Annotated in this window: 25 protein-coding genes; 17 read left to right on the plus strand and 8 right to left on the minus strand. The window is 58.9% G+C overall.

Annotation, left to right across the window (positions count from 1 at the left end; all coding sequences use genetic code 11):
- The first annotated feature begins 175 nt into the window (after positions 1-175).
- The 5 genes from JFU11_RS06455 (at position 176) to JFU11_RS06475 (ending at position 3,468) form a co-directional block, all read left to right on the plus strand.
- Complete coding sequence (locus tag JFU11_RS06455) at positions 176-439, plus strand: DUF2790 domain-containing protein (RefSeq protein ID WP_123721142.1); 264 nt, start codon at positions 176-178, stop codon at positions 437-439.
- 48 nt (positions 440-487) lie between these two features.
- Positions 488-718 carry a hypothetical protein gene (locus JFU11_RS06460; protein ID WP_123721143.1) on the plus strand — a complete coding sequence of 77 codons (231 nt, stop codon included), beginning with the start codon at positions 488-490 and terminating at the stop codon, positions 716-718.
- A 227-nt stretch (positions 719-945) separates the two neighbouring features.
- Positions 946-2,157: a cytochrome c biogenesis protein DipZ gene (locus JFU11_RS06465; RefSeq protein ID WP_201060121.1), complete on the plus strand. Its 1,212-nt coding sequence runs from the start codon at positions 946-948 to the stop codon at positions 2,155-2,157.
- Positions 2,158-2,345: 188 nt separating this feature from the next.
- Positions 2,346-2,618: a DUF4242 domain-containing protein gene (locus JFU11_RS06470; protein WP_048394902.1), complete on the plus strand. Its 273-nt coding sequence runs from the start codon at positions 2,346-2,348 to the stop codon at positions 2,616-2,618.
- Between the two features lie 37 nt (positions 2,619-2,655).
- Positions 2,656-3,468, plus strand: coding sequence for a class I SAM-dependent methyltransferase (locus JFU11_RS06475; protein WP_050681466.1), 813 nt, complete (start codon positions 2,656-2,658; stop codon positions 3,466-3,468).
- A 171-nt stretch (positions 3,469-3,639) separates the two neighbouring features.
- Here JFU11_RS06475 and JFU11_RS06480 read toward each other — a convergent pair whose 3' ends face one another.
- From JFU11_RS06480 to JFU11_RS06495, 4 genes are all read right to left on the minus strand, one after another.
- Positions 3,640-4,566, minus strand: a complete 927-nt coding sequence (locus tag JFU11_RS06480; RefSeq protein WP_123721146.1) for a universal stress protein — start codon at positions 4,564-4,566, stop codon at positions 3,640-3,642.
- A gap of 441 nt (positions 4,567-5,007) precedes the next feature.
- Complete coding sequence (locus JFU11_RS06485) at positions 5,008-5,394, minus strand: DUF488 family protein (protein ID WP_201060122.1); 387 nt, start codon at positions 5,392-5,394, stop codon at positions 5,008-5,010.
- A gap of 11 nt (positions 5,395-5,405) precedes the next feature.
- Entirely contained in the window at positions 5,406-6,128 is a 723-nt protein-coding gene (gene pcsA, locus JFU11_RS06490; RefSeq protein WP_123721258.1) for a phosphatidylcholine synthase, read from the minus strand.
- Between the two features lie 212 nt (positions 6,129-6,340).
- Positions 6,341-6,712, minus strand: coding sequence for a VOC family protein (locus tag JFU11_RS06495; RefSeq protein WP_030128991.1), 372 nt, complete (start codon positions 6,710-6,712; stop codon positions 6,341-6,343).
- A 113-nt stretch (positions 6,713-6,825) separates the two neighbouring features.
- Between JFU11_RS06495 and JFU11_RS06500 the strand changes: the two genes are divergently transcribed.
- Positions 6,826-7,596, plus strand: coding sequence for a tellurite resistance TerB family protein (locus tag JFU11_RS06500; RefSeq protein ID WP_201060123.1), 771 nt, complete (start codon positions 6,826-6,828; stop codon positions 7,594-7,596).
- A gap of 96 nt (positions 7,597-7,692) precedes the next feature.
- On the opposite strand, the gene JFU11_RS06505 is transcribed toward JFU11_RS06500, so the two are convergent.
- The gene (locus JFU11_RS06505) at positions 7,693-8,145 is read right to left on the minus strand and encodes a cupin domain-containing protein (RefSeq protein ID WP_201060124.1); all 453 of its coding nucleotides are present in this window, start codon (positions 8,143-8,145) and stop codon (positions 7,693-7,695) included.
- 628 nt (positions 8,146-8,773) lie between these two features.
- Here JFU11_RS06505 and JFU11_RS06510 point away from each other — a divergent pair.
- The 9 genes from JFU11_RS06510 (at position 8,774) to ligD (ending at position 21,850) form a co-directional block, all read left to right on the plus strand.
- Complete coding sequence (locus JFU11_RS06510; RefSeq protein WP_123721153.1) at positions 8,774-9,823, plus strand: hypothetical protein; 1,050 nt, start codon at positions 8,774-8,776, stop codon at positions 9,821-9,823.
- A gap of 177 nt (positions 9,824-10,000) precedes the next feature.
- Complete coding sequence (locus tag JFU11_RS06515) at positions 10,001-12,046, plus strand: iron-containing redox enzyme family protein (RefSeq protein WP_201060125.1); 2,046 nt, start codon at positions 10,001-10,003, stop codon at positions 12,044-12,046.
- On the plus strand, positions 12,043-13,884 hold the full coding sequence (locus tag JFU11_RS06520; protein ID WP_201060126.1) for a carbamoyltransferase: 1,842 nt from the start codon (positions 12,043-12,045) through the stop codon (positions 13,882-13,884). The genes JFU11_RS06515 and JFU11_RS06520 overlap by 4 nt, the downstream gene beginning before the upstream one ends.
- 141 nt (positions 13,885-14,025) lie before the next feature.
- Positions 14,026-14,982, plus strand: a complete 957-nt coding sequence (locus JFU11_RS06525; RefSeq protein ID WP_123721156.1) for a TauD/TfdA family dioxygenase — start codon at positions 14,026-14,028, stop codon at positions 14,980-14,982.
- 44 nt (positions 14,983-15,026) lie between these two features.
- Entirely contained in the window at positions 15,027-16,283 is a 1,257-nt protein-coding gene (locus tag JFU11_RS06530) for an ATP-grasp domain-containing protein (RefSeq protein ID WP_123721157.1), read from the plus strand.
- Positions 16,280-17,476, plus strand: a complete 1,197-nt coding sequence (locus JFU11_RS06535; protein WP_201060127.1) for a hypothetical protein — start codon at positions 16,280-16,282, stop codon at positions 17,474-17,476. The genes JFU11_RS06530 and JFU11_RS06535 overlap by 4 nt, the downstream gene beginning before the upstream one ends.
- Positions 17,473-18,255, plus strand: coding sequence for an SDR family NAD(P)-dependent oxidoreductase (locus JFU11_RS06540; RefSeq protein WP_123721158.1), 783 nt, complete (start codon positions 17,473-17,475; stop codon positions 18,253-18,255). Before JFU11_RS06535 ends, JFU11_RS06540 begins: the two co-directional genes overlap by 4 nt.
- Entirely contained in the window at positions 18,255-18,890 is a 636-nt protein-coding gene (locus JFU11_RS06545) for a LysE family translocator (protein ID WP_123721159.1), read from the plus strand. Before JFU11_RS06540 ends, JFU11_RS06545 begins: the two co-directional genes overlap by 1 nt.
- Positions 18,891-19,204: 314 nt before the next feature.
- A complete protein-coding gene (gene ligD, locus JFU11_RS06550; RefSeq protein WP_201060129.1) occupies positions 19,205-21,850 on the plus strand; it encodes a DNA ligase D in 2,646 nt (881 codons plus the stop codon).
- Positions 21,851-22,024: 174 nt separating this feature from the next.
- On the opposite strand, the gene JFU11_RS06555 is transcribed toward ligD, so the two are convergent.
- Positions 22,025-22,306: a DUF3303 family protein gene (locus JFU11_RS06555; RefSeq protein ID WP_201060130.1), complete on the minus strand. Its 282-nt coding sequence runs from the start codon at positions 22,304-22,306 to the stop codon at positions 22,025-22,027.
- 211 nt (positions 22,307-22,517) lie between these two features.
- A complete protein-coding gene (locus tag JFU11_RS06560; RefSeq protein WP_123721161.1) occupies positions 22,518-22,919 on the minus strand; it encodes a hypothetical protein in 402 nt (133 codons plus the stop codon).
- Positions 22,920-23,258: 339 nt separating this feature from the next.
- On the opposite strand from JFU11_RS06560, the gene JFU11_RS06565 reads away from it, so the two are divergent.
- Positions 23,259-24,131 (plus strand): DNA/RNA non-specific endonuclease, encoded by an 873-nt coding sequence (locus tag JFU11_RS06565; RefSeq protein WP_201060131.1) that lies wholly within the window; start codon positions 23,259-23,261, stop codon positions 24,129-24,131.
- A gap of 114 nt (positions 24,132-24,245) precedes the next feature.
- A complete protein-coding gene (locus JFU11_RS06570; RefSeq protein WP_080370477.1) occupies positions 24,246-24,407 on the plus strand; it encodes a DUF2986 domain-containing protein in 162 nt (53 codons plus the stop codon).
- Positions 24,408-24,502: 95 nt separating this feature from the next.
- On the opposite strand, the gene JFU11_RS06575 is transcribed toward JFU11_RS06570, so the two are convergent.
- Positions 24,503-25,243, minus strand: coding sequence for a Mut7-C RNAse domain-containing protein (locus JFU11_RS06575; RefSeq protein ID WP_201060132.1), 741 nt, complete (start codon positions 25,241-25,243; stop codon positions 24,503-24,505).
- Between the last annotated feature and the right edge of the window lie 80 nt (positions 25,244-25,323).

Genomic DNA, 25,323 nt, shown 5'->3' on the forward strand with positions numbered 1-25,323 from the left:
CGGGGGTTTTGTATCGCTGTGTATCGCAAGCAGGCGCGGATACACAGCGATTTACCCGCGCCTGTTCTGGACACAGACGAGATACCTCACGGGTTTCAAATAGGTTCCATCGAGGCAAACCCAAACCGCCTCGCTCAATCAACGATTGACCTATTGAAGCCCTGAGGAAACCACCATGAACACCAAAGCCGCGTACGCCGCCTGCCTGTTTGCCGCCCTGAACATCTGCACCTTTTCGGCCCGCGCCGAAGCCGATGTCACTCCTCAAACCTACACCTACGGCACACATCTGGACATCCAGAAAGTGCTGTCGATGAAACAGGACGCCAGCCCTGCCTGCGGGATTGTGAATGCCCGGATGACCTACCTGGATTCCCAAGGCAAAACCCAGGTTCTGGATTACAGCAAATTCGCTGACGGCTGCAACGAAGGCAATTGAGTCCTTCGACTACCCATTGCCCATCCCCTTTGAAACAGGAAGAACATCATGAACAACGTCACCCGCTTTTTGACCGCCATCGCTTTCTCCGTAGCAGGCGCCGCCGCCCATGCCAACGCGGCGGTTGAACAAAATACCTGTGGCAATAGCACCTGCTTCCAACTGACTCCGCTGCTGACTGAGGATGGTTCGAGCCGCACGCCGCAAGGGCAATTGGTTGCAGAGAACGGCTACAGCCGGACGCCACAGGGCCAGCAGCTGGACAACCAGACGGCTTGAAGCCAGGCACTGTTCCTATGAACTCAAGATTTCCAGTGTGGGAGCGAGCCTGTGTGGCGAGGGGGCTTGCCCCCGTTGGGGCGCGAAGCATCCCTGAAATCAGCCACCGCGATCTTGAATTAGAAAAGCAGTGACCGGTTCACGACTGCTTCGCAGTCGAACGGGGGCAAGCCCCCTCGCCACACAGGCTCGCTCCCACATCGGACTCGTATCCCAAGGTGATCCCCATGTTTCTCATCGCATTCCTGGGCGGCATTTTGACCGTCCTCAGCCCCTGCATCCTCCCGGTCGTGCCGTTTCTGTTTGCCGGTGTTAAACGCACGCGTTCTTCGATCCTGCTCACCCTCGGCGGCATGGCCCTGACCTTCGCCCTGATCTCCAGCCTGGCCGTGGTCAGCAGCGATTGGGTGGTGCAAGCCAACAACACCGGCCGCCATGTGGCGCTGATCGTGATGGTGCTGTTTGCCCTGTCGCTGATCTCCGCTCGCATCGGTGGCTGGCTGGCGCGCCCGTTCGTGCTGTTGGGCAATCGCCTTGATCCCAACACCCGCAAAATGTCTGGCCCGTTAGGCTCGGTGATGATCGGCGTCGCCACGGGTCTGCTCTGGGCGCCGTGTGCCGGGCCGATCCTCGGGGTGATCCTCACTGGCGCCATGCTGCAAGGTGCCAACGCCCAGACCAGTCTGCTGCTGGTGGCGTACGGCCTGGGCAGCGCGTTGTCCCTGGGCACTTTGATCTTCGCCGGTCGCGGTCTGGTCAATCGCTTGAAGCCGTCGATTCCGCTGACTGGCTGGCTGCGTCGCGGCACGGGGGCTGCGGTGTTGGTCGCTGCAGCCGTTATCTCCACCGGCGCTGACAACAAGTTGCTCGCCAGCACCTCGTCCGAAGGCGTCACCACGGTTGAGCAGCGGGTGCTGGAAACCGTACCGAAAGTGGTCGATTACTTCATCAGCAAGGTCAAGGCCGACTCGACCAAGGACGCGGCCAAAGGCGCGATGCCGTCACTTTCCGGCGCAGTCGAATGGCTCAACTCGCCGGCGCTGAGCAACGATTCCCTGCGCGGCAAAGTGGTGCTGGTGGACTTCTGGACGTACGACTGCATCAACTGCCAGCACACCTTGCCCTACGTGAAAGACTGGGCGAAGAAATACGAGAAGGACGGCCTGGTGGTGATCGGCGTACACACCCCTGAATACGGTTACGAACGCATCATCGACAACGTCCGTGATGAAGTGAAAAAACTCGGTATCACCTACCCGGTGGCGATCGACAACAACTATGCGATCTGGCGCGCCTTCAATAACCAATATTGGCCCGCTCACTACCTGATCGATGCCAAGGGCCAGGTGCGTTATACCCACTTTGGCGAGGGACGGTACGAGATTCAGGAACAGATGATTCGGCAACTGCTGGAAGAGGCCAAAGCGCCTGCCGCTTGACCCGTTTTCGGCGACGCAAGCCAATCTGTTAATGCGGCGTTACAGATAGCTGACCATGCATCGGAGAATGCCATGTTTCGTGAATTCTCCGGACGATCGGCAGGACGTCGGCGTATCCGGGAGCGATAGTTTGTTGACGACGGGATCATTGCCGACCCTGTCATCACCATCAAGAAAAGGAAGTTGCCATGCCTAAATACATTATTGAACGCGAGCTTCCGGGTGCCGGCGGACTGCCACAACAAGAGCTCAAAGCGATCTCGCAAAAATCCTGCGATGTATTACGCGAGATGGGGCCAGAGGTGCAGTGGTTGGAGAGTTACATCACTGGCGACAAGATTTACTGCGTGTACATCGCGCCGAATGAGGGACTCATCAGGGAGCACGCCCAAAAAGGTGAATTTCCCATCAACAGCGTTTCCCGGGTCATGAACATCATCGATCCCACCACGGCGGAGTAAGCCGGGACGCGTCCCAATCCGCAACGGAGCAGACTTCATGAGCACACCCATTGACCTCACTGCCCTGAAAAACCGCCAGATGGTCACGTGGGCCAGCGGCGACTATGCCGTGATCGGCACCACCTTACAGATCGTCGGCGAACAACTGGCCGAAGCCTGCGACTTGCTCTGTGATGAGCAGGTGCTGGACGTCGCCGCCGGCAACGGTAACGCAACGCTCGCCGCCGCGCGCCGGGGATGCAAGGTCACGTCCACCGACTATGTGGCCAAACTGCTTGAACGCGGCGAAGACCGCGCACGGGCGGAACACCTGGACGTGACTTTTCAGGTGGCCGATGCCGAGGACTTACCATTTGAGGACGCCAGTTTCGATGCCGTGCTTTCAACCTTTGGTGTGATGTTTACACCGGATCAGCCCAAGGCCGCAGCGGAACTGGCGCGGGTGTGCCGTCCTGGCGGGCGGATCGGCCTTGCCAACTGGACGCCTGAAGGCTACATCGGACAGGTGTTCAAGACCCTGGGCCGCCACATGCCGCCACCGCCGGGAGCGCAACCACCTTCGAACTGGGGCACCGAAGCCTGGTTAAACTCGCACTTCGACCAGCGAGACTTTCAGCTCCAGGTGACACGGCGGCTGTTCAACTTCCGCTATCGCTCGGCCGCGCACTGGATCGACACCTTCCGTACCTGGTATGGACCGGTTCACAAGGCCTTTGCGACCCTGCCACCCGAAGAGGGCGCGGCCCTGGAAAACGACCTGACCGAACTGCTGAATCGGCTGAACCGGGCGGGGGAGCGGTCGCTGGTGGTGCCAAGTGAATACCTGGAGGTGGTGATTACACGGCGTTGAATTGAAAGCTAAACCCCTGTGGGAACTGGCCTCTCTGTGGCGAGGGGGCTTGCCCCCGTTCGGCTGCGAAGCAGTCGCAAAGCTTTTAGGGCCGCTTCGCGACCCAACGGGGGCAAGCCCCCTCGCCACAGAAGCCCGTTCCCACAGAGGTATGTGATTTAGTCGGCGCAATTACTCATCCAGCCGCTCGGTATACACCACCCACACACTGCACGGCATTTTGTACAGCAGATGCTCCACCGTGCTGCCGATCAACCGGCCCATGCCGCGATGGCCGACCCGGCCCATGACAATCACGTCGACATTATTGGTATCGGCGTAGCGAGTCAGCACCTTGGTCGGGCTGCCCATGAGCATGTGCCGTTGCTCCGGGGCGATGCCATTGCGCGCGGCCAATTCGTTGAAGGCATCCTCCTGGAAGTCGAACAGGGTCTTGGCCTTGTCCGAAGCGAAAAACGCCGAACCGTTTTCGAAGCTGAACTCGTCCGAACTGATAGACGAAAGGTCATAGGCGTAGACCACGTCGAGCTCGGCATTGCAGGCGCTCGCCAGTTTTGACGCTTCGTGCAGAATCCGGTCGTTGAAGCTTTTGTAGTGGTCATCACGATGGAAGGGGTCGACCGCCGCAACGATCTTGCGCGGCAACGCATGAATGGCATGGCTGACGAAGTGCAGCGGCACCGGGCATTCGCGCAGCAAATGCACGTCGAGAGGGGTAAACACCAGCCGCGACAGCCGTGATTGATGTTCCAGCGCCTTGATCAGCACGTCCATCGGCTGCTCTTTGAGGTGAGTCAGGATTTCCTCCAGCGGATTTTCGACCCAAGCCACCTCGGTGGTGACGTGCACACCGATCTTGCGCAGGGGGCGGGCCTGTTCCTCAAGCCATTGGCGGTGGCGCTCGACGTACCCCAGACGCATCTGCTCCAGGGCCTTTTCGTTGACCAAGCCGGCGGTCGCCAGGCCTTCCAGATAGTCGAAAGCCACGATGTGCAAGGCCGCATCCTCAGCCTTGGCCAGCGCCGCGGCACGGTCGAAGGCGGGGCTGTGTTCCATCAGGGGCGAGGCAACCAGCATGAAACGAGCTTGACCAGACATGACAAACCTCCCGTGGGTAAACGAGCAGACGGTGGTCGTTTAATACATCTCAATCCCTTGATTATTGACCATGATCCGTCTCTGGGGGGCTTGGCCGCTCGAACGGGCCGTGCAATGCTCCAATGCAAGTAACGGAATCGGCGGTGTTCATGCGATGGGGGCACGCCGGAGTTCTAATGTGGGACGGGCTTGCCCGCGATAGCGGTGGGGCAGTCGATATGGATGCTGAATGGGCAGGCCTCTTCGCGGGCAAGTCGGATCGCCGCACCGCTCGCTCCTACAGGGATTTGTGGTGTTGATGCGATGGATGTTACGCCGACATTTTAATGTGGGAGCGGGCTTGCTCGCGAAGACGGAGTATCAGGCAACATTTCTATCGACTGAAAGACCGCCTTCGCGAGCAAGCCCGCTCCCATAGGGAATTTTGGGTGTTCACCCTATCTAGACAACCTTCGCGCCCCGTGCCTCCAGCAATTCCCGTAATACGGAGCGGTGGCAGTGCGCCTCTTCCTCGCAATAACATCCTACGGCCAGCGATGTTTGATGGGAGAGGGCGGCCAGCAGGTCGAGCATCTGGCTGGGCGCGGTGTGGTTCATCTCGGCCTTGAATTTGCGCTTGAAGGCTCCCCAGGCTTTGGCATCTTCAGCCGCTTTGGCTTCGGCCACCAACTCGGGGCTGGGGGACAGCAGCGGTTGCCACACGTCGTAAAAATCCCGGCTGGCAAATTCGGCCTTTGGTACGCCCCGAGGCGGGCGGCGTACCGTGCCCAGGCGCAGGCCTTCGTGCGCGGTACGGGGTGAGCCGAGTTGGACGATGTGGATGGGCATGATCGCAGTGCCTATTTGAGCCGCGAGCTGTCGAACCACTCCAGCGCCGTGCGCCAGAAGCAGATCCCCAGGAAGTACGCCGACATCAGCAGCCACAAGCCCATCACCAGCGGATTGATAACCGGGTGGTTGACCACCAGCGACAAGCTGCACAGCAGCCAGATGGCCGTCACGGCAATGTTGATCGGCATGAACCGGCGCACGCGGAACGGGTGAAGAAACTTCATTCGGGTCACGGTCAGCAGCGCCAGGCCGATGACGGCGATCAAGGTGATCCACGGCGACGGGTCGATGATGTACAGGCACAGCGCAACCACGTTCCATGCGGCGGGGAAGCCCTGGAAGTAGTTGTCTTTGCTCTTCATGTTGACGTTGCAGAAACAAAACAGCGATGACACCAGAATCAGCGACACGGTCAGCAGCAGGGTGTAGTCCGGCAACGGGATGTAACGGTAGATGAACAGTGCCGGGATAAACACATACGTGAGGTAGTCGATCACCAGGTCGAGGATCGAACCGTCGAAACTCGGCAGCACCGACTGCACATTCACCTTGCGTGCCAGTGCGCCGTCCAGACCGTCGACGATCAGCGCCACGCCCAGCCACAGCAGGCAATTGGTGGGCTGGTTCTCCAACAAGGCGAGGGTCGCGAGGAAGGCTGTGACCACGCCAGTGGCGGTAAAACCATGGGCGCCCCATGCTTTGAGCCTGGCAATGTGTACAGTGGATATCACGGGGGCGTTCTCCAGAAAGTGAAGCAAGCCAATTATCACCCTCTTGTTGAGGGCGTCGGCAAACCGGGTCGGGTTGCAGGTATCGACCGGATTTTCGGGAATAAGGTTCACCACCTTTGAATCTTAGCCTCCGTGCAAAAAAATACCCCGGAAATATCCGGGGCACGTATTGAGCGCGGCACGCCTGTGCTTGACCGATATCGGGACGGGCGTCAGCTCAGCGAGGGGTGGAACACGCGCAGCCGATGGTTATCCGGGTCGAGCGCGACGAAGGTGCGACCGAAGTCCAGCTCTGTCGGTGCTTGCACCATGGTCAGCCCAAGCGCACTCCAATCGGCAAATAGCGCATCGACCTGCTCGGCGGACTCCACCGGGAACGCCAGCTCGGTCCCGCCGCCCGTCGCCTGCGCTGCTGGTTCGGCGGTATGCCGTGACCAGAGCCCCAGTTTGTAGCCGCCCTCCAGGACAAATAGCGCGAAGGTCGGCGACTCTTCCACGGGCTTGCGCTCCAGCAGAAACTCATAGAACCGCGCACTGACGGCGGGGTTTTCCACGAAAAGCAAAATATAACGGGGAGTGATCATAGGGCTGCTCCATTCAAGGTGGGCGCAGCATAAAAGGAGGGGGTGTCAGTTTCTGTCAGGAGTGTGAAGGGCGAGGGCAGCACCCATGACGTCAGCCAGACGGAGTTGGCGGAATGTCGGGTGAGGACTATCGTTGCCTGACTGAGTTTCTGCCCATTGATGAGGACGTCGTCATGAACACCAGCGATTTGCTCGAGCAATTACTGCGGGCCAGCCAAGGCTCGCAGTCGCAACAAAGTGGCGGTGCGGCGTCAGCTCAAGGAGGCCTCGGCGGGTTGCTTGGTGGTCTGTTGGGGGGCGGCGCGGGTGCCGGTGCGGGCGGTGGAGGCTTGGGTGGTTTGCTCGGTGGTCTGCTGGGCGGCAATTCACCCATGGGCCGTTCGACCCAGACACGTTCGGGTGGCACCAATTACGCGGCGTTGGCTTCTTTGGGGATGATGGCGTTCCAGGCATATCAGGCCTGGCAACGCAGCCAGGCCTCGGCACCGCAACAGGCACCGCGCACCGTTGACCTGTTGTCTGGCCCGGAAATCGAAGACCACAGCCACGCCATCCTTCGCGCCTTGATCGCCGCCGCCAAGGCCGATGGCCGCATAGATGATGCCGAGAAACAGATGATCAGCACCGAGATCGGCCGCCACACCGACGATCCGCAACTGCAGCAATGGCTCGATGACGAAGTCGCCCGGCCACTGGATGCCGCCGATGTGGCGCAATCTGCCCAGGATCTGGGCATGGCCGCCGAGATGTACCTGGCCAGCGTGATGTTGGTGGACGATCAGCAGGACGCTGAACGCAACTATCTGGATGAATTGGCCGCTGCGTTGAAGATCGATCCAGAGTTGCAGGTTCATCTGGAGCAGCAGGCCAAGGGCACTGTCTAAACGTTCCCTTGTAGGAGCTGGCGAAGCCTGCGATCTTTTGATTTTCAGCGGTTTTGAACATCCCAAAGATCAAAAGATCGCAGCCTGCGGCAACTCCTACGTGTGTTCTGGTGGTTTCGGCAGCAGAAACGTAACGCCGAAGCCTTCAGATATCTCCAGTATCCGAGGCAGGTCTTCAGGCACTTTGAGCTGATCCAACGCTGCAAAGAACTGACCGCCGCGTGGATCGGAAACCACGCCGATCATTTTCGCGGTGGGGCTGATGTTCTTGTAAGCATGGATCGACCCTGCGGGGATGTGCACGTAACCCCCGGTCGAGAGGGTGGTGGATTGCCCTTCGACGGTCACTTCAACCTGCCCATTGATGACATAGAACGCTTCGTCCCAAGGGTGAAAATGCAGCGGTGGCCCGCCACCCTGCACACCTTCCTGGATGTGCACTTCAAAGGGTTTGGTCAGATCGCCGCCGGCAAGAATAGTGATGGTCTCTCCAACAACTTTGGCCGGCGCGGGCGTTTTCCCGGCTTCGATGACGTGAACCGTTCGCATGATTGTTCTCCGAGGCATGAATCCCCCATTCGCTGAGTATATTCACTGCGTCGCGAGCAAGTGCCGCAACACCGGCCCGTCTGTCCGGGCAATTTAAACGTCAATATAAAGGCTGTCATTTCATTGACGCGAGTGATCGGGCATTCATAGGGTTTGTTGATTTGCTCGTCCTTTCATGAATGTTTTTCCCCATTGAAAAAATGCAGGTACTTTTATTTGACATACGGGGTTCAATGTCTAGACTCGATCGCATGAGTCCTCTCTGAGGGGCTGAAAAGAATAAAGGTAAAGGGACGATATAATGCATGGAAGCTCTGCGCGTCACCGTATTGCAGTATGCAATACCTCCATATTTCACCTCGCAACAGCCATCACTGAATTTCCCGTCTCGTCGCATCGCGATGTGAGTTTTATCGCTCGCATACGGTTTTAGTTAATTTCGACCTTCATGCATCTAACGGTTTGGGTTGGTAATAGCCAGAACTTATGATGCTTGGCTTGCCATGGGTCATTATCGGCAAATTCGCATTTTCGATATTAAGAATTCGAAAGGGGTGGCGTTGTTCGCCTCGAAAAAATTTGGCTGATTAAATGGAATTCTGATTCTCGCTAAAGGAGTGGCTTGGCTATGTTTAAAAGACGCAAGCGCATCGCACTAGATGATCCCAGTCTGGAGCGTGTGAAGTTGACACCTCAGATGCTCGTCTACGATCAATTCGCCAGTCGCAGTCGTTCCCAGTACCTGCCTTATGTGATGGGTTTCAATGCCGCCGACTACCGTTCGGAATCGATCAATACCGATCGGCTCGGATTTCGCCTGGCCCATGATGCGCAAGGCCGGCCGATCAGTGTCGGCACCCTGGAGGCCAGTGCGCTGCCAGCGGTAAATTTGCTGGTCGGAGCCTCGTCAGCCTTGGGTTACGGGGCTTCCAGTGATGCCGCCTCGGTCGCGAGCCGGCTGTCCACGCATGATCCCGACGGTACGCCATGGCTGAATTTTGCGGGGCATACCTTTAATGCGACCCAGGAATTGATGCTATTCGTGCTGCATGCCCATCGACTGCCCAAAGTGCGCCGGATCGTGATCATGGGAGGCTTCAATACTCTGGTCATGGCGCGTCTTCCTGAGTTCATTCGAGGTGATCTTCCGCCGTTCTATTTCTGCGGTGACTACTACGAAAAGTTTGATGAAATTGCTGAGGAGAATGGCGCGGAACTGCCACCTGGCAAACTTCCAAAGTGGCCAGCCGAAACGACCGAGGTTCCGCCGATTTCGCAAACTCTGGTGCGCGCCATGCAAGACACCCTCAGTCGATTGACTACTTGGAAACAGCTCGCGGATTCGTTGGGTGCGGAACTTACGTTTGTTCTCCAGCCCTTGGCGACTTGGGTAAGAACACCGTGCGCCGAAGAGCAGAAACTGTTCGATGAGCTTGATCGAATTTCCCGGTTTGGCACTTGGCAACATTTGTATGGCGACATATCCGCTCCCACTGTCGCGGAATATTATGCTGATAGTTTGGGCAATGGTTGTCATGACTTGGGTATTCGATTTGCCAGTTTAATCGATGATTTTAGAGAGCGTCCGGGCGATGAGTGGTTATACGTTGACCGTGCGCACTTTACCGACCTTGGCAGTGATGTCGTAGCACGCGCCATTCATCGATACCTGCAGTGAAAGTTTAGGAGGCTTTATGTTCAAGCGGATTCGCAATGCACTTGGCTCTTTGTTCAAGAAAAAGAAAAAGGCCAAGAAGAAAAACAATTCCTCCATCTATCCAATGCACTGATGAGGACTAATAGACAAATCTTTTCCAGTTTCCTCGGGGCAGAGACTGGGGGAGAGGCCAGGCGCATGTTCACGCCGGTCAGCCTGTGCACTTGCCTGGATGCGGTGCATGGGACGGACTTGGCAGGCGTCGACTTCACCAGCGCGACGGCTTTGGTGGGGCTGGCGAGCGTTGCGTGCGAACGGCTTGGGCCATTGCGCGACGGATTCCGACGGTTGGCACAGGCAATCGAGACGAACGAAGCAGATGCCCAGGCGCTGCGTGCCAAGGCGGCGTTGGAGTCGGCTCCCTTTCTGATCGGCAGCCAGCACCTGATTCATGGGGTCTGTGGTAGCTGGAATAATGAAGCGCGCCATGCCATGGCAGCGCTGAGAATCCATGCGGCGGATGTGGGTGCCGGTCAGCCGGGGGCCAATCGTATCCAGCGCTACCAGGAATTGCTGCGTCAACATGCGCTGGCAGATGCTGGCGAAGACCTCCTGCGGTCGGTGGCCGACCCGAGGATCTCGGATGGAGCCTTCAACTTTGCCTCGACCCTGGTCGTACTGGGGCATTTCCCAGAGTCGCTGACAGCCCAGATATTGGGGGCCAACCTTTACCTGCGCCATTGCGGGCTGCTGCCTTCGTTCGAGTTCATCACCCACAACGAGCCATCCGCCCGCCAGTTTCTCGATCTGCGTCGTGATCCCGCCGGTAGTACCGATGATCTCGCCGTGCTCGCTGAAATGGCAGTCCGGGAATTTCTCGTGCACATGGGACCGGCCGCAAACGTTGGGGTACGTCAAGGCTACCTGTGGGCGCGCTGGCAGGCCGAGGAGATGAACGAAGCGCTGCTCAATCTGCTTGAGCGCTGGCTCGATCCGAGAGAGGCGGCATGCCACCTGATCAGCCGACGTCGGCTGGATGCTTGCCAATACCATGACAAGACACGGCTGAATAAGGTGCCGATGAAGCCCTTGCTCGCGGTCGACGACTCCTTGAAGTTCCTCGACCATCTTGCCGCCAGCGCCTACGTGCGTGCGGGCAAGCCGGAATCGAGCCCACTACTCACCAGCCTGATTTCTCCGCGGGGCAAGATGTTCCGAATCTTCAGTCGCGAAGATATTGCCATTCTTCACCGCTGGATCTCCGGCTTGCCTTACTCCGATGCGCCCAGGCAGCCCCCGGCTTTCCAGGTATGGAAAGACGACGGCACACTCGCCGGGGCGCTTCGCGAGGACGCTGAAATCCAAGCGTTGGTCGCCAGATTCAGTCCACGAGAAGCCTACCCGCGCATGTTGCGCATGGAGCTCACGCCGTCAGAGGAATCCTATGCCGGTCACTACGTGAAGAGCTGGCTGGCCAGGGCCGCCCATGGCGTCGCCAAGGGGAATTGCTCGCTGCCAGAGCAGTGGGCCCCCGGTGTCCTGCAGCAGTGGTTGCAGGGTCAGCATGAAGCGTCCAACCAAGCGCTGGAGGAGGGCGAAGAGCTGCCGTCTAGCGATGAGGTGGTCGCCGATATCCTGTCCCTGGCGCCTCTGACAATGATCGACGGGGCTTGGCTGGCCGGGTTCGCTCATCCGGCGGTAGCCTCCACGGCGTACGGCAGCCGACTGTTTGAAACGCTTTTCGATGAGTTGGGCAACGGAATCGAGGCGCAGAACCATCCCGTCATCTACCGCCATCTGCTCAAGGCAGTACATGGCGAGTTGCCGGCCACCGCCGACCCTGGATACGCCAACGCAGCTTGTTTCAACGACGAGGACTTCGAGCTGCCCGTGTTCTGGTTGGCAATCGGACGATATCCCCAAACCTACTGCCCGGAGATTCTCGGGCTGAACCTGGCGATGGAGCTATCCGGTGTAGGTGGCGGTTATCGGCGTACCCACAAGGCGTTGGTCGCCTACGGCTATCCGACGATGTTCGTCGATCTGCACAACTCCATCGACAACATCTCTACCGGGCATACGGCATGGGCTGCCGCGAGTCTGGACACGTACCTTTGCGCATTTTCTAGAAGTGACCGTGATGAACTTTGGGCGCGCGTGCGTAATGGATTCGTCGCGCTCAATCCACCCAGGGAGCAAACAATGCTGGATAAGTTTCGCGAAAAAGTGAGGTCGCTGCTATGACGATTACGCTTGGCATCTCTGCCTTTTATCACGACAGCGCGGCCACTCTGGTGGTGGACGGCAAGATCGTCGCCGCAGCCCAGGAAGAGCGTTTCAGCCGGATCCGACATGACCCGGGTTTTCCATGCAGGGCCATTGAGTATGTCCTGAAGTACGCAGGTATAAACCTGGCCGATGTCGACCATGTCGCCTATTACGAAGACCCGGCGCTCAAGTTCCGTCGGGTACTCTCGACGGCAGCCGTGGCCGGGTTTTCGGCAGCGCGCACCTATGCACCGGTGCTTGGCGAATGGCTATCCACCAAGCGCCGAATGGACCGCGAGGTCGTGCGTCATCTCAGAGCGATGGGAGACCGGGACGGTCGCCGAATCGAAGTGCATGGCCACCACGAGTCCCACGCTGCATCGGCGTTCTTCCCCAGTCCGTTCGAGAGCGCCGCGATCCTGTGTATCGACAGTGTCGGCGAATGGGCGACGACCACGATCTGGCACGGTAAGCCAGAGGGCATCGAGCTGGTCGCAGAGTTGTCCTTCCCCCATTCGTTGGGCCTGCTCTACTCGGCCTTCACCTATTTCTGCGGCTTCAAGGTGGACTCCGGCGAATACAAACTCATGGGACTTGCGCCTTATGGCGAGCCTCGCTACGTCGACACGATCCTCTCGCATCTGATCGATGTGAAGCCCGATGGCAGCTTCAGACTCGACTGGACCCAGTTCGAGTTCATCAAGGGCCAAGTCATGACGGGCGATGCTTTTGAGCGGCTATTCGGTGGCCCCCGGCGCTTGCCCGAGGCACCACTGACCGATCGCGAGTTCGATTTGGCAGCGTCGGTGCAGAAAGTCACGGAGATAGTCGTTTCGCGCCTGGCCAAGACCGCCCGTGAGCTCACTGGCGAGACATCGCTATGCATGGCCGGGGGCGTTGCCCTTAACTGCGTAGCCAACGGCGTGATCTCACGTGAGCGAACGTTTGACCGGCTGTGGGTGCAACCGGCGGCAGGCGATGCGGGTGGCTCGCTCGGCGCCGCGCTGCTGACTGACCGCAAGCATCGCTGGGTAGCAAGCCGCGAACTACCGGCCGACGTCCGTGATGGCATGAGCGGAGCATTGCTCGGGCCGGAGTACAGTGAGGAGCAGATCAGGGACGAACTGGAAGCCTGCGGCGCTGTTTTTCACAGGCTTTCGCAGGAAGAGCTCGACCAACGGGTGATCACCAGCATAGAGGAGGGCGGGGTCATCGGCTGGTTCCAGGGTCGAATGGAGTTCGGTCCACGATCACTTGGCAGCCGTTCGATCCTGGGTGATCCGCGCCGCTCGGACACCCAGTCAAACATGAACTTGCGCATCAAGTTTCGCGAGTCCTTCCGTCCCTTCGCTCCCGTGGTGCTTGAGGAAAAAGCGGCAGACTACTTCGACATCGTAGAGGAAAGCCCCTACATGCTTGTGGTCTCGCCCATTGCGAAGGTCATTCGCAAGGCGATCCCACAGGAGACCGCGCGGCTTACCGGCATCGACTTGCTCAAGTTGGTGCGTAGTGATCTGCCGGCAATCACCCACGTGGACTTCTCGGCAAGGGTGCAGACCGTGGACCGGGAGCGCAACCCGCGGTTCCGGGCGCTGCTGGAACACTTCTACCAGCGTTCAGGGTGTCCGGTACTGGTCAACACCTCGTTCAACGTGCGCGGTGAGCCCATTGTGAACACGCCATTCGAAGCTTATCGCTGCTTCATGCGTACCAATATGGACGTGTTGGCGATTGGCGATTTCTACCTCGATAAAACGGAGCAGCCTCAGTTTGAGGAAGCGGTCGACTGGCGCGAGACAGTACCGCTGGATTAACTATTTCAGACACTAGGGAAGGTGCACTATGGATTATGTTCTGCTCTACCTGATCCTGCCGCTGGGGATGTTTATCCGGCGAACCAAAGCGTTTGCCCATCGGCCGGACCCCAAGGTCACCTCATACCTGAACCGCAAATCATGAGCCTCATGGCCATAGATGTTCAGGAGGCTTCGTTGGTACAGGTGATGGTCGTCAATGATCCCGACCTGACCGGGCTGAAGGACTGTCGCGTGAGGTTAGCCGAAACGCCGCACTGCGCTGACAGTGTGGGAGCCGTCGGCGGCGACTGGCTCGGCACAGTGTTGGGCCGGGATATCGTCGAGGCGATTCGTGCATTTCCTGCCAGCCCGCACAAAGCGTTGCTCATCAGAGGCATTTCGCTCTCTACGGACGTCGCGACGCCGCGCAATGGCTTCCTGCCCAATGCCGAGTGCGTTCTTGACTTTGACCTGCTGCACTTTGGCATGCTGCGGCTGCTGGGTGTCAGGCCGCATGCCGTCGAGTATGAAAACTTCGGCAAGCTGGTCAGAAACGTCGTTCCGGTTCCGGAGGCCGCGGGCACCACGAGCTCTTGGGGCGCCGATGTGGAGTTTTTCTGGCACACCGACAACCCCAACTGGCCCTTCGCCGATCAAAGCCGAAATGTCGCGACCTCCGTGCCGAATTTTTTGGCCTTCACCGCCGTGCGCAACTGTGAAGGCGCCTCCACCGACATTGTTTGTGTGGATCACGTTCTTTCACAGCTGCCCACCTGGGCGATCGCCCAGTTGCAGAAGGCTGCCTACACCTTTGGTGCCCCCGCCTCCAACGAGGGCTTCGATGGCCAGCCGAGAGTGCTGCCGGTGCTGGAGCAGGACGCTGGCGGTTATCGCCTGCGCTTTGACGACGGCATCGTGGCCGCGCTCGATCTGGACAGCGAAAAGGCTCTTGCGCTCCTGCGCCAGTGCCTACGTGATGCCCAGGGTATAGAGGTGGTGCTGCAGCCAGGCGACTTCTTCATTTTCAAAAATGCCCGCGTGCTGCACCGACGCAAGGCGTTCCAGCCCCTGCTCAACGGCAAAGCGCGCTGGCTGCGCAGGGTGTACGGCAGTTGAGCCTTTGCTTCAAAAAACCATCCCAATAGACATGGAGTTTATGCATGAACAAGCGTATCGCAGTAGTCGGTGGCCGCCCCGCGCCAATCCACGGTGCCAAAGAACTGGGCATCGACGTCGTACTGGTGCATCAAGAGGGCGACTACGAGCAGGCTATCCTCGCCCATTGCGAACAGGTGGTGCATGCCAGGCTTGACGACGCCGAGGCCATTATCAAGGTCCTCGAGCCCCTGCACCGCGAACGTCCGTTCGATCGCATCATTACCACCACCGAAGTGGCGGGCGAGTCGACGGGCAAGGTGGTCGATCACTTCGGCCTCACCGGGGTCTCCTATAAGACTGCGCGCCTGCTCAAGGACAAAGTGGCCATGCGCGAGTTGCTGGTCGAGCACAACCTGAGCCCGGTAGCTTATCGCCATGTCACCAGTGCGCAGGATGCCGTCACGTTCGTCAAAGCGCATGGCAAGTCGGTTCTCAAACCAGCCGAAGGCGTAGCCAGCCTGCATATCCATCCCTGCGATGACGAAGCCTCCGCTTCCAAGGCCTGGCAAGCGCTTCAGGATGCCGACGTCAAGCACATCATCATCGAGGAGTACCTGGAAGGGCCGGTCGTCAGCGTCGATTCCTTCTCGTTCAAGGGTCGCCACCTTCCGATTGGTTACTCCCAGTACCGCATGAACGACAAATACGTTGAGTGGGAGGTGAGCACGCCGAGTACTGAGGCCAGGAAATGGCTGAGCGAGCTGAAGGAAATGACCTGCCGCCTGCTCGACGCCGTAGAGTTGGAGGAGGGGCCTTCCCACAGCGAGTTCGTGCTGACTCCGAAAGGTCCTCGTGTACTCGAATCCCACGCTCGCCTGGCGGGCTCGGGTGCCCCGGAACTGGTGCGGCGTGCGTTCGGCCTGGATCTGAACCGCATGTTCCTTACTGTGCCACTGGGTATCGACATCCTGCCGGATGTGTCGCCCGAGCCGAAGGCTGGTGCTGCGATCCAGTTTTTTGTACCGACGCCTGGCAAGGTCAGAAAGGTCGAGCTCGATCTCAAGCCTGACGTCGATGTGCGCCATACCAAGCCCGGCGAGACGCCACTGGTGTTCCTGCCGTTCCTGTTCGAACTGGGTGATGCCGAGCGTGCCGTCGTCATCCAGAAGCATGAGGGCGACAAGATTCCGCCGCTCGACACCGTTGCCGACTGCGTTTCAGGGTATGTCCTGGCAACAGGCGTCTCGCGCGAGGACGCTGTTCGGATCGGCGACGAACTGGTGGAAGCAGTCCACTTCATCGTGGACCCCACGGCATGAGATACGTCCTGTGCTTGCACCGTTGGGTCGGCTGCCAAGCGCTCTACGACCGATACGAACTGCCTGCAGGCATGCAAATTCGGGCGATCTGCACGCCCGAATCCCGCGCGTCCCTGCCGAGCGAGCGTCTGGCGTCAAGCTCGACGCTCGCCTCACTGGACGATGTTGAGGCGGTCATGGTTGAGGCTGAGCGTTTGGTCGAGCAACATGGCGTTCCAGCGCTGGTGGTTGCCCTTAATGAGGGCGACCTGCTCAATGCGGCTTCTATCCGCGAGCGATGGCAGGTACCGGGAGATCTTGTCGCTTGGACCGAGCGGTTCCGCGACAAGCTCACTATGCTGGAGGTCGCTGGTCGGCAATCGTCGATCGGCGTGCTGCCTGCCTCGGCCGCCGATTCTCGCGACGCTGTGGAGCGACTGGCGGCCGAACACGGCTATCCGCTGGTACTCAAGCCGCGCTATGGCACGGCGAGTCGTGGCGTAAAATTTCTTCGCGGCCCAGGGGATCTTGATCAGATCCGGCAGGCAACGGAGCCGATGATGGTCCAGGCTTACTGCGCGGCCCCCATCCTGCACGTAGACGGCTGGTGGGATGGGCAACGGATTGTGGTGGTCACGGCGTCACGTTATGTGAATAGCTGTGCCGATTTCGGTCCGGACAGCCCGCTGGGTAGTATCGAGCTCGAGGAGGGCGACGACGAACAGCGGATTGCGGGGCGCGTCGAGCAACTGCTGGCGGTCTTCGCGCCTGAGCGAGAAATCGTCTTCCATCTCGAACTGTTCGACCTGGATGACCAATTGCTCTTCCTGGAAATCGGTGCCCGGGTCGGTGGCGCCGAAATCCCATTCCTCTGGCGAGAGGTGAGGGATATCGACCTGCTGGGGATCGCTTGGGAACTCCAGACCGGGGCGTCTACCCGCTACAGGGACCTTGCGCGCAGCCTTAGCAAGGAGGGCAGGCCATTGCATCGCGAGCGGGGTGCATGGGTGATCGCCCGCCGCAACAGCTCGCCGCGCGATGGCTTGGGTACCCTGTACTGGGCTCAGCCGCAGCACCTGGATCGCTTCGCCAGCGGTGTTTATGAGGGCGCTGGCACCCGACTTCGCCTGCGCAGCTTCGATCGTCCCGCGCTGGTACGAGACGTGGGAACGATCTTCGAACATTTATCCGAGTCATGGGGAGCTCAACCTTGAAAACAGCAGTGGTTACAGGTGCCAGCAGTGGCATTGGCGAGGCATGCTGCCGTACCTTGGCCAGTCGTGGCTGGCGGGTATTCCTTGTGGCGCGCAGGGGGGATCGGCTCGAGCAGATTGCCGGCGAAACCGGCGGACACGCCATTGTGCTGGACGTGACACAAGCGCGAGAGGAGGACTTGGTGCAGATTTCCGAGTGCGATCTTCTAGTGAACTGTGCGGGCGGTGCGATCGGCCTGGATGCGGTAGACAGGGCCAGTGCCGAGGATTGGACGAACATGTTCAACAGCAACGTACTTGGGACTTTGCTGATGACCCAACTGATGTTGCCTCGGCTCATCGCATCCCAAGGGGCCATCGTCAATATTACCTCTACGGCTGCGCTAGCCAGTTATGAGGGGGGCGGCGGCTATTGCGCGGCCAAGAGTGCTCAGCGCGCACTGACCCATTCCTTGCGACTGGAAATGAAGGGCGTACCGGTGCGCATCACCGAGGTGCTCCCCGGCATGGTGCATACGCCAGAGTTTTCCTTGAAGCGTTTTCACGGCGACGCCGAACGGGTCAACGCCATCTACGAGGATGTCGACCGGCCTTTGAGCGCGGACGATGTCGCCCAAGTAGTGGCCTGGGTTGCCGATCAGCCCGCACATGTCAATGTCGACGAAATCGTGGTTCGGCCAGTGGCACAGCGCGCTCAGCATGCGCTGTTCCGCGGCAGTCTCGGCTGGCTCGAGCAACAGCGGGCCGACAAATCCCCTTTGAACGAAGGAGCACGCTAATGATGGCGCTGGAAAACCTGGCCGGTGTGGCCATCATCTCCTTGGGCATGGTTCTGACACCTGGTCCCAACATGATCTACCTGACCTCGCGGACGATTTCCCAAGGGCGGCTGGCTGGGATGATTTCGCTGGCGGGTGTGGCGCTAGGCTTCGTGTGCTACCTGCTGGCTGCGGGACTGGGACTGGCTGCTTTGTTCAAGGCGGTGCCAGTCGCCTACGATGTCGTCAGGATTGCCGGCGCATTCTATCTGGGCTACCTGGCCTGGAACATGCTAAAGCCTAGGGGCGCTTCCCCCTTCGAGGCGCGCGAACTGCCACCTCACTCGCCGAGACGGCTGTTCACGATGGGGCTAGTGACGAACCTGCTGAATCCGAAGATTGCGCTGATGTATTCCGCGCTAATTCCCCAATTCATCGACCCTTCCGCAGGGTCTACCTTCCAGCAATTCGTCCAGATGGGGCTGGTACAGATCGCCATTGCCGTCACAGTGAACGGCATGATCGTCCTCGCCGCCTCCAGGGTCAGTGGTTTCCTGGCCAAGCGACCATCTGCCATGCGCACTCAACGCTGGGTGTCCGGGACTGTCCTGGGCGTCTTCGCGGTCGATATCCTGCTGCGCAAGCCTCTCACCTGATAAAAGACCGTTGTGGCGAGCGAGCTTGCTCGCGCTGGGCTGCGAAGCAGCCCCAAAAATCTGACAACCATTGTCGATTTTTTGTGAGTGCTACGCACTCAAGCGGGAGCAAGCTCCCTCGCCACAGGTTTCTCTGATTCCTCCCTACGCCTCCTCCAGTGATTGATTTCCTTCGAGCGGAGCTGGTACGGCTTGCCAGCGTCCGAGGTCGTCTTCGGTACTCAAGTTTTGCAAGACTACTGAACCTTCGCGCACTCATCTGGGGTCTCATGACAATAACGGTTTGATTCAGTCATAAACCCGTGGAGGGCGCTATGGACAAGCCGCTCGAAAAGTACAACAACATGAGGGACTTCGAAAAAAGTCCCGAGCCTGCCGGTGTTTCCAAATCCGCAAAAGGCAGACGACAAGCCAAAGCGCATGCTCTGCAATTCTGCATTCAGAAGCATGACGCCTCGCACCTGCACTATGACTTTCGCCTGGAACTCGACGGTGCGCTGAAAAGTTGGGCCGTGCCCAAAGGGCCGTCGCTGGACCCCAAGATCAAGCGCCTGGCCATCCACGTCGAAGACCATCCGCTGGATTACGCCACGTTCGAGGGCACCATTCCCGAAGGGCATTACGGCGCCGGCGATGTGATCGTCTGGGACCGTGGAGTGTGGATTCCCCAGGACGATCCGGCCAAGGCATACACCAAGGGCCGGCTGAAATTCGAGCTGAAAGGAGAGAAGCTCGGCGGCCTGTGGAACCTCGTGCGCACGCACATGCCGGGCAAGCAGGAACAATGGTTTTTGATCAAGCATCAGGACAGCGCCGCCAGACCCGACAGCGAATACGACGTGGTCGCCGCCGAGCCCGACAGCGTGCTCAGCGACCGCACCATTTTGGAAAAAAAGCACGGAGCTAAAGAAACTAAACCGATCAAAAAAGCGCCGGCCAAGGCGCGTAAGGAAAAGTCGGCACAACTGACGGGCGCTCGCAAAGCCGAGCTGCCGGAGCTGCTCAAACCCGAACTGGCAACGCTGGTCGAATCCGCGCCGAGCGGCGAATGGAGCTATGAGATCAAGTTCGACGGCTACCGGGTCATGGCGCGAATCGACCACGACGAGGTCAAACTCTTCACCCGCAATGGTCACGACTGGACCCACAAATTACCCGGGCAAGCCGAGGCACTGGCAGCGCTGGGCCTGGAGTCGGCCTGGCTCGACGGCGAAATGGTGGTGACCAACGAGCAGGGCGTTCCGGATTTTCAGGCGCTGCAAAACGCGTTCGATTCCGGTCGAAGTGGCGGCATCGTTTACTACCTGTTCGACTTGCCCTACCTCAACGGCGTGGACCTGCGCGAAGTGCCTGTCGAGGAGCGCAGGGCGGCGCTGGCGACCGTGCTCAAGCCCAACGTAAATCCGCTGTTGCGATTCTCCGACGCCTTTGGCGAATCTCCGGAAGCGTTGCTCAACAGTGCTTGCGAAATGAAGATGGAAGGGCTGATCGGCAAACGCCTGGGCTCGCCTTACGTGTCTCGGCGCACCAGTGACTGGATCAAACTCAAGTGTAAACATCGGCAGGAATTCGTCGTCGTCGGCTTCACCGACCCTAAAGGTGCGCGCAGTGCCTTCGGTGCGTTGCTACTGGGATTGCATGATCGCGACAGCGGTGAATTGCGTTATGCCGGCAAGGTTGGCACCGGGTTCAACGAGGCGACTCTCAAGCGTATTTACGAACAGTTGAAACCGCTGCAGACGAAAAAGCCGTCGGTGGTCAATCCGCCTAGCGGTTTTGAAGCCAAGGGTGTGCATTGGCTCAAACCCACACTGTTGGCAGAAGTGGCCTTCGCCGAAATGACCAAGGACGGCTCGGTGCGCCACGCCGTGTTCCATGGTTTGCGTGATGACAAGCCTGCCAAAGAAATTACCGAGGAGTTGCCGAAAACCGTGAACACTTCAGCCTCGAAAACATCAGCCTCGAAAACCGCCGCAGCAAAATCCACAGCGAAGAAGAAATCAGCCGCCGAGAAACCTGACGCCGCCGACCCAAAAACCGTCCAGTCGACTGTTGCGCCGTCGCAAATCGGCCTGGCCAGCGGCAAGGTGCGCATCACGCACCCGGACCGGGTGATCGATGCCAGCAGCGGCACCACCAAGATGCAACTGGCGGAGTACTACGCCAGCGTTGCGGAATGGATTTTGCCGCAACTCAAGGACCGGCCGGTGGCGCTGGTGCGCGCGCCGGACGGCATCGCCGGCGAACTGTTCTTTCAGAAGAACGCCGAACGGCTGGCCATTCCGGGGATTGTTACCCTGGACAAGGAACTGACGGGCCAACCGGTGATGATCATCAACAACGCCAAAGCGCTGATCGGCGCGGTGCAGATGAGCACGGTGGAACTGCACACCTGGAATGCCACGTCAGTCGATCTGGATAAACCTGATCGCTTTGTCCTTGATCTCGACCCGGATCCGGCGCTGCCCTGGAAAAGCATGATCGAAGCGACCCAGCTAACGCTCACAGTGCTGGATGAACTGGGGCTCAAGGCGTTTCTCAAAACCAGCGGCGGCAAGGGGATTCACCTGGTGGTACCGCTGACCCGCAAACAAGGCTGGGACGAGGTCAAGGACTTCAGCCACGCAATCGTCAGCCACATGGCCAAATTACTGCCGGATCGCTTTTCTGCAGTGTCCGGACCGAAAAACCGTGTAGGGCGTATTTTCATCGACTACCTGCGCAACGGTCTGGGCGCCACCACTATTTGCGCCTACGCCGTGCGCACTCGCGAAGGGCTGCCGGTGTCGGTGCCGATCTTTCGGGAAGAGGTGGCGGAGCTCAAGGGCGGCAATCAATGGAACGTGCACAACATGCATGAACGCCTGGCCGAAATCGGTGACGAACCCTGGGCCGACCTGAAGAAAACCCGACAGACGATTACTGCCGAAATGCGGCGGCGGGTAGGGATGAAAAAGTAGGGAATCAGAAGGAAAGTGGCGAGGGGGCATGTCGGAACGCCGCATCGCCCCGTTTGAGTGCGTAGCACTCACAAGATCTTAGGCACATCAGAGATTTTGGGGCCGCTTCGCAGCCCAACGGGGCGATGCGGCGTTCCGACAAGCCCCCTCACCACAGGCTCGCCGCCTCGACGACTATCGCTTGCCGAGCGCGGCAGCCAGCAGCGGCGCTGCCTGTTCATCGGTCAATGCGGCGTGGACTTCCATGCTCATGAGGTCGCTCCATTCCAGCACCCACTTCTGAATCGACACCGGATCACTGGCCTCAGCAATGCCAAAACCACTCGAGCCACCGATGGCATGCCAGCGCCCCAGCATGTTGACGCCTGCGGGCGGCGCGCCACCGGTCTTGAGAAAGCGTTCGATCGCGCTATTACGATGCTGCGGACTGATGGACCAACTGACGATGAATAACATCTGCCACCTCCTGCTACGGATTGGCGCCATTATCTTCGCGCACCTGGCTGGCGCCGGGGCCACGGTCACGCTTGTGTTTCCAGCTCCATCCTGGCTGACCTGAAACCCTTTCTCCCATGAAAAGGCATAGCAGCGGCCCGCGTTTTGCGTACGACCGCTGATCCTCTTTCAGGCATTTGAAATGAACATATCGGGATAACAGTGCAAACCATCAGGCATCACGCAACAAGTCGTTGGCATTGAGCAGCTCGTAGGCAATCTCCGGGCGCTTCTCCAGCCCTCGACGAATCGCCGCCGGAATCGACTGACGGGTTTTGCGACACAGGCCCGGCAATTCGCCGAGGGTGATGTTGATGCCGCGCATGGTGCGCACTTCATTGAAGCCCGGAACGATCTCCACGCGCAGACCCAACTGCTCATACATCCGGCGTTGCAGACGCTCCAGATCGCCGAGGCTCTGGAGATTTTCCAGGCGTTCGATCAGGCGCTTCTCCTCCGACCGGGTCAGGCTCAGGATGCGCAAATCCGCGCCGGGGGTTTCCAGCAACGGCTCACGCTCGCAGATGCAGGCTCCGGGCGGGCAGGGTTGGCGGATCGGAAGAGAGGTCGTCATGGGGTTCAATCATAGAGCGCTATGATCGGGTTTGCCCATGGGGTTGTTGTGCCGTTGAGCGCGATGTCTGCATTCCTCTGCCAATCGCTTCTTCGACGAGCATTGGCAAGTCGAATGTAAACGCTACTCAGCACTAAAGTGACTTGTGATGGTCAATAAAATCCCGCAACGACCTTCAGCAGTCGTACTGCTCGGAACCGACCGAATCCGCATCGGTATTTTGATCAAGGACAGTGAAAGCATGCTTGCCGCAATTTAATCAGCAACCGCCTCCATCTGGTTCCGTGAATCGGGACTCGTCGTACGTTTATCCCTCAATCCAATTCGAAGATTTAAAGCATGCACCTACGCAAAATTGCAGTTGGGCTGTCGGCCCTTGTTTTGCTCTCGACCGGGGCAGAAGCCCGCGGTCTGCTGGATCTCATCAAGCCGCCCACCCAGCATCAGGAACAAGTATCCCGCTCGGGCTCGGTCAGCCAGAACGCGGCCCTGGACCTCTATTCAAACAAACAGAAACAGGCATCGTTTGACGGCTGCGCAGAGCTGTTCCCGGCTGCGAAACCGATCAACATGGCCTCTGTGCCTGCAACAATGAAACCCCTGGCCCTGTGTTCCGACAACTTTGCAGTGCTGTACTCGCAAACCAGCAAGACGCCGCTGGTAGTAGTCGAACGCCTTAATGCCGCCCAACTGCAGGATGCCAAAGGCGAGGAGCGCACCAACCAGTTTTACCCGGACCCACGCATTCCCAAGAGTGGACGGGCAGAGTTGAGCGACTACCGTAGCCAACATCCGGCTGTGGACCGCGGCCATCAATCCCCGGCAGCCGATGCACCGAACCCCAATGCAATGGCCCAATCCTTTGCACTGTCGAACATGGTGCCGCAAGACCCAACCAACAACCGGAAGATCTGGAGTAAGGTCGAGTCCGATGTCAGAAAGTTTGCCAAGCGAGCCGATGGCAATGTTTTTGTCTTTACCGGCCCGCTCTTTGACTCAGGCCACACCACCATCGGCGACAACAAGGTCTGGGTGCCGACGCGTCTGTTCAAGCTGGTTTATGACGCATCGTCCAAGCGTGCCTGGGCCTACGTACTACCCAATGCTGAAACTCGCATCGAGAGACCGATGGACTATGACGCTTTCGTGAAGAGTACCGGGCTCAAATTGCTGGGGAATCTACCGGTCACAGGTTCCGTAGGACGCTCTTGATGGCTTGATGAATTGCACCCCAAAGGCTGGATGCAACCGATGGGGTGTTTTTTCATTCTGGTCCAATATTTTAAGCTGATATCATTCAAGAGCTTAAAAACCGAGTAGAAAAATATGAATCGTCGTAAAAAAATAAAGCAGTTATTAAAGGCTCACGCCAAAAAGGCTAGTGCCAAATTGGCACCGCCAAGCAAGTCCAAATACATCAGTAAAGCTGACCGATTGAAGCTGGCTGCTGAATCCGGTCACGACTCAATCATTTCTTCTGAGAGCTGATCCCCTGGGTACATTTGATTGGCCGCTGTTGGCCGTTATCTACCCGATACAAAAGCCAGTTATCCCCGGCAACGCAGCCGGCTCGATGCGCTTGGCTATCGGTCCAGCAGAGGTGCCAGCAGTGCACACATGCTGCGCCAGTGCGAACCCTCCCAGTAAACCCTTTGGCAGTTGTCGCAGCGCAGGAAGTGCGAATAGAGGGCACCCACGCGTGGCGGCACCTGCTGTCGGGCCAGTTCCGGGCTGATCTCGTGCAGCGGCAGGTTGCAATGAAGGCACAGGCTGAATGGCCGCGCGCTACGCGCCAGGTCGAGGCGTTCGTACAATTCGCGCAGCTGCAGCGACGGTTTCAGGGCATGCACGTAACAGCCGTGGCTGATGATCCGCCGCTTGAGCAGTTCGCGATCGCGGGTTAGCACGATGCGTCCTTGCTGCGCTGCGATCTCGGCGATCTCGCTATCCTCGAAGCCATTGTCGTAGAGGGTGTCGAAGCCGCTCATGCGCAGCAGATTGGCCAGCCCGCCAAGGTGCGCATCAGCGACGAAGCGCAGCACCCGTAAAGGTTGCGCACGAACCTTTAGCAGCGGGCTGATGTCCAGCGCTTCGAACTTGGGATACACCGCCAACCGGTCACTGTCGAAGATCACGCGTTTGAAGCCTACCGACTCGCCGTTGAGCAGCACCAGCTCGACCTCGGTGTGCGGGATCCCGAGCGCCTCGATCATGTGCTTGACCGTCGCCCCTCGTGCGCACTCGCAAGTGAAGGACTGCCGCCGCCGTTCGGCCGGCAGGAAATCGTTGAGCTCCTCGTAGAAGCGGAAGGTTGCACTGGTCATGCTGAACAGTATGGCAGGGCTACAGGACTGAGCTTCGTCACCTGCACGACGCCAAGCGCATGGAAACTACTTAGCGACGA

This window comes from Pseudomonas sp. TH37 (genome assembly GCF_016650735.1).
GTDB lineage: Bacteria > Pseudomonadota > Gammaproteobacteria > Pseudomonadales > Pseudomonadaceae > Aquipseudomonas > Aquipseudomonas farris.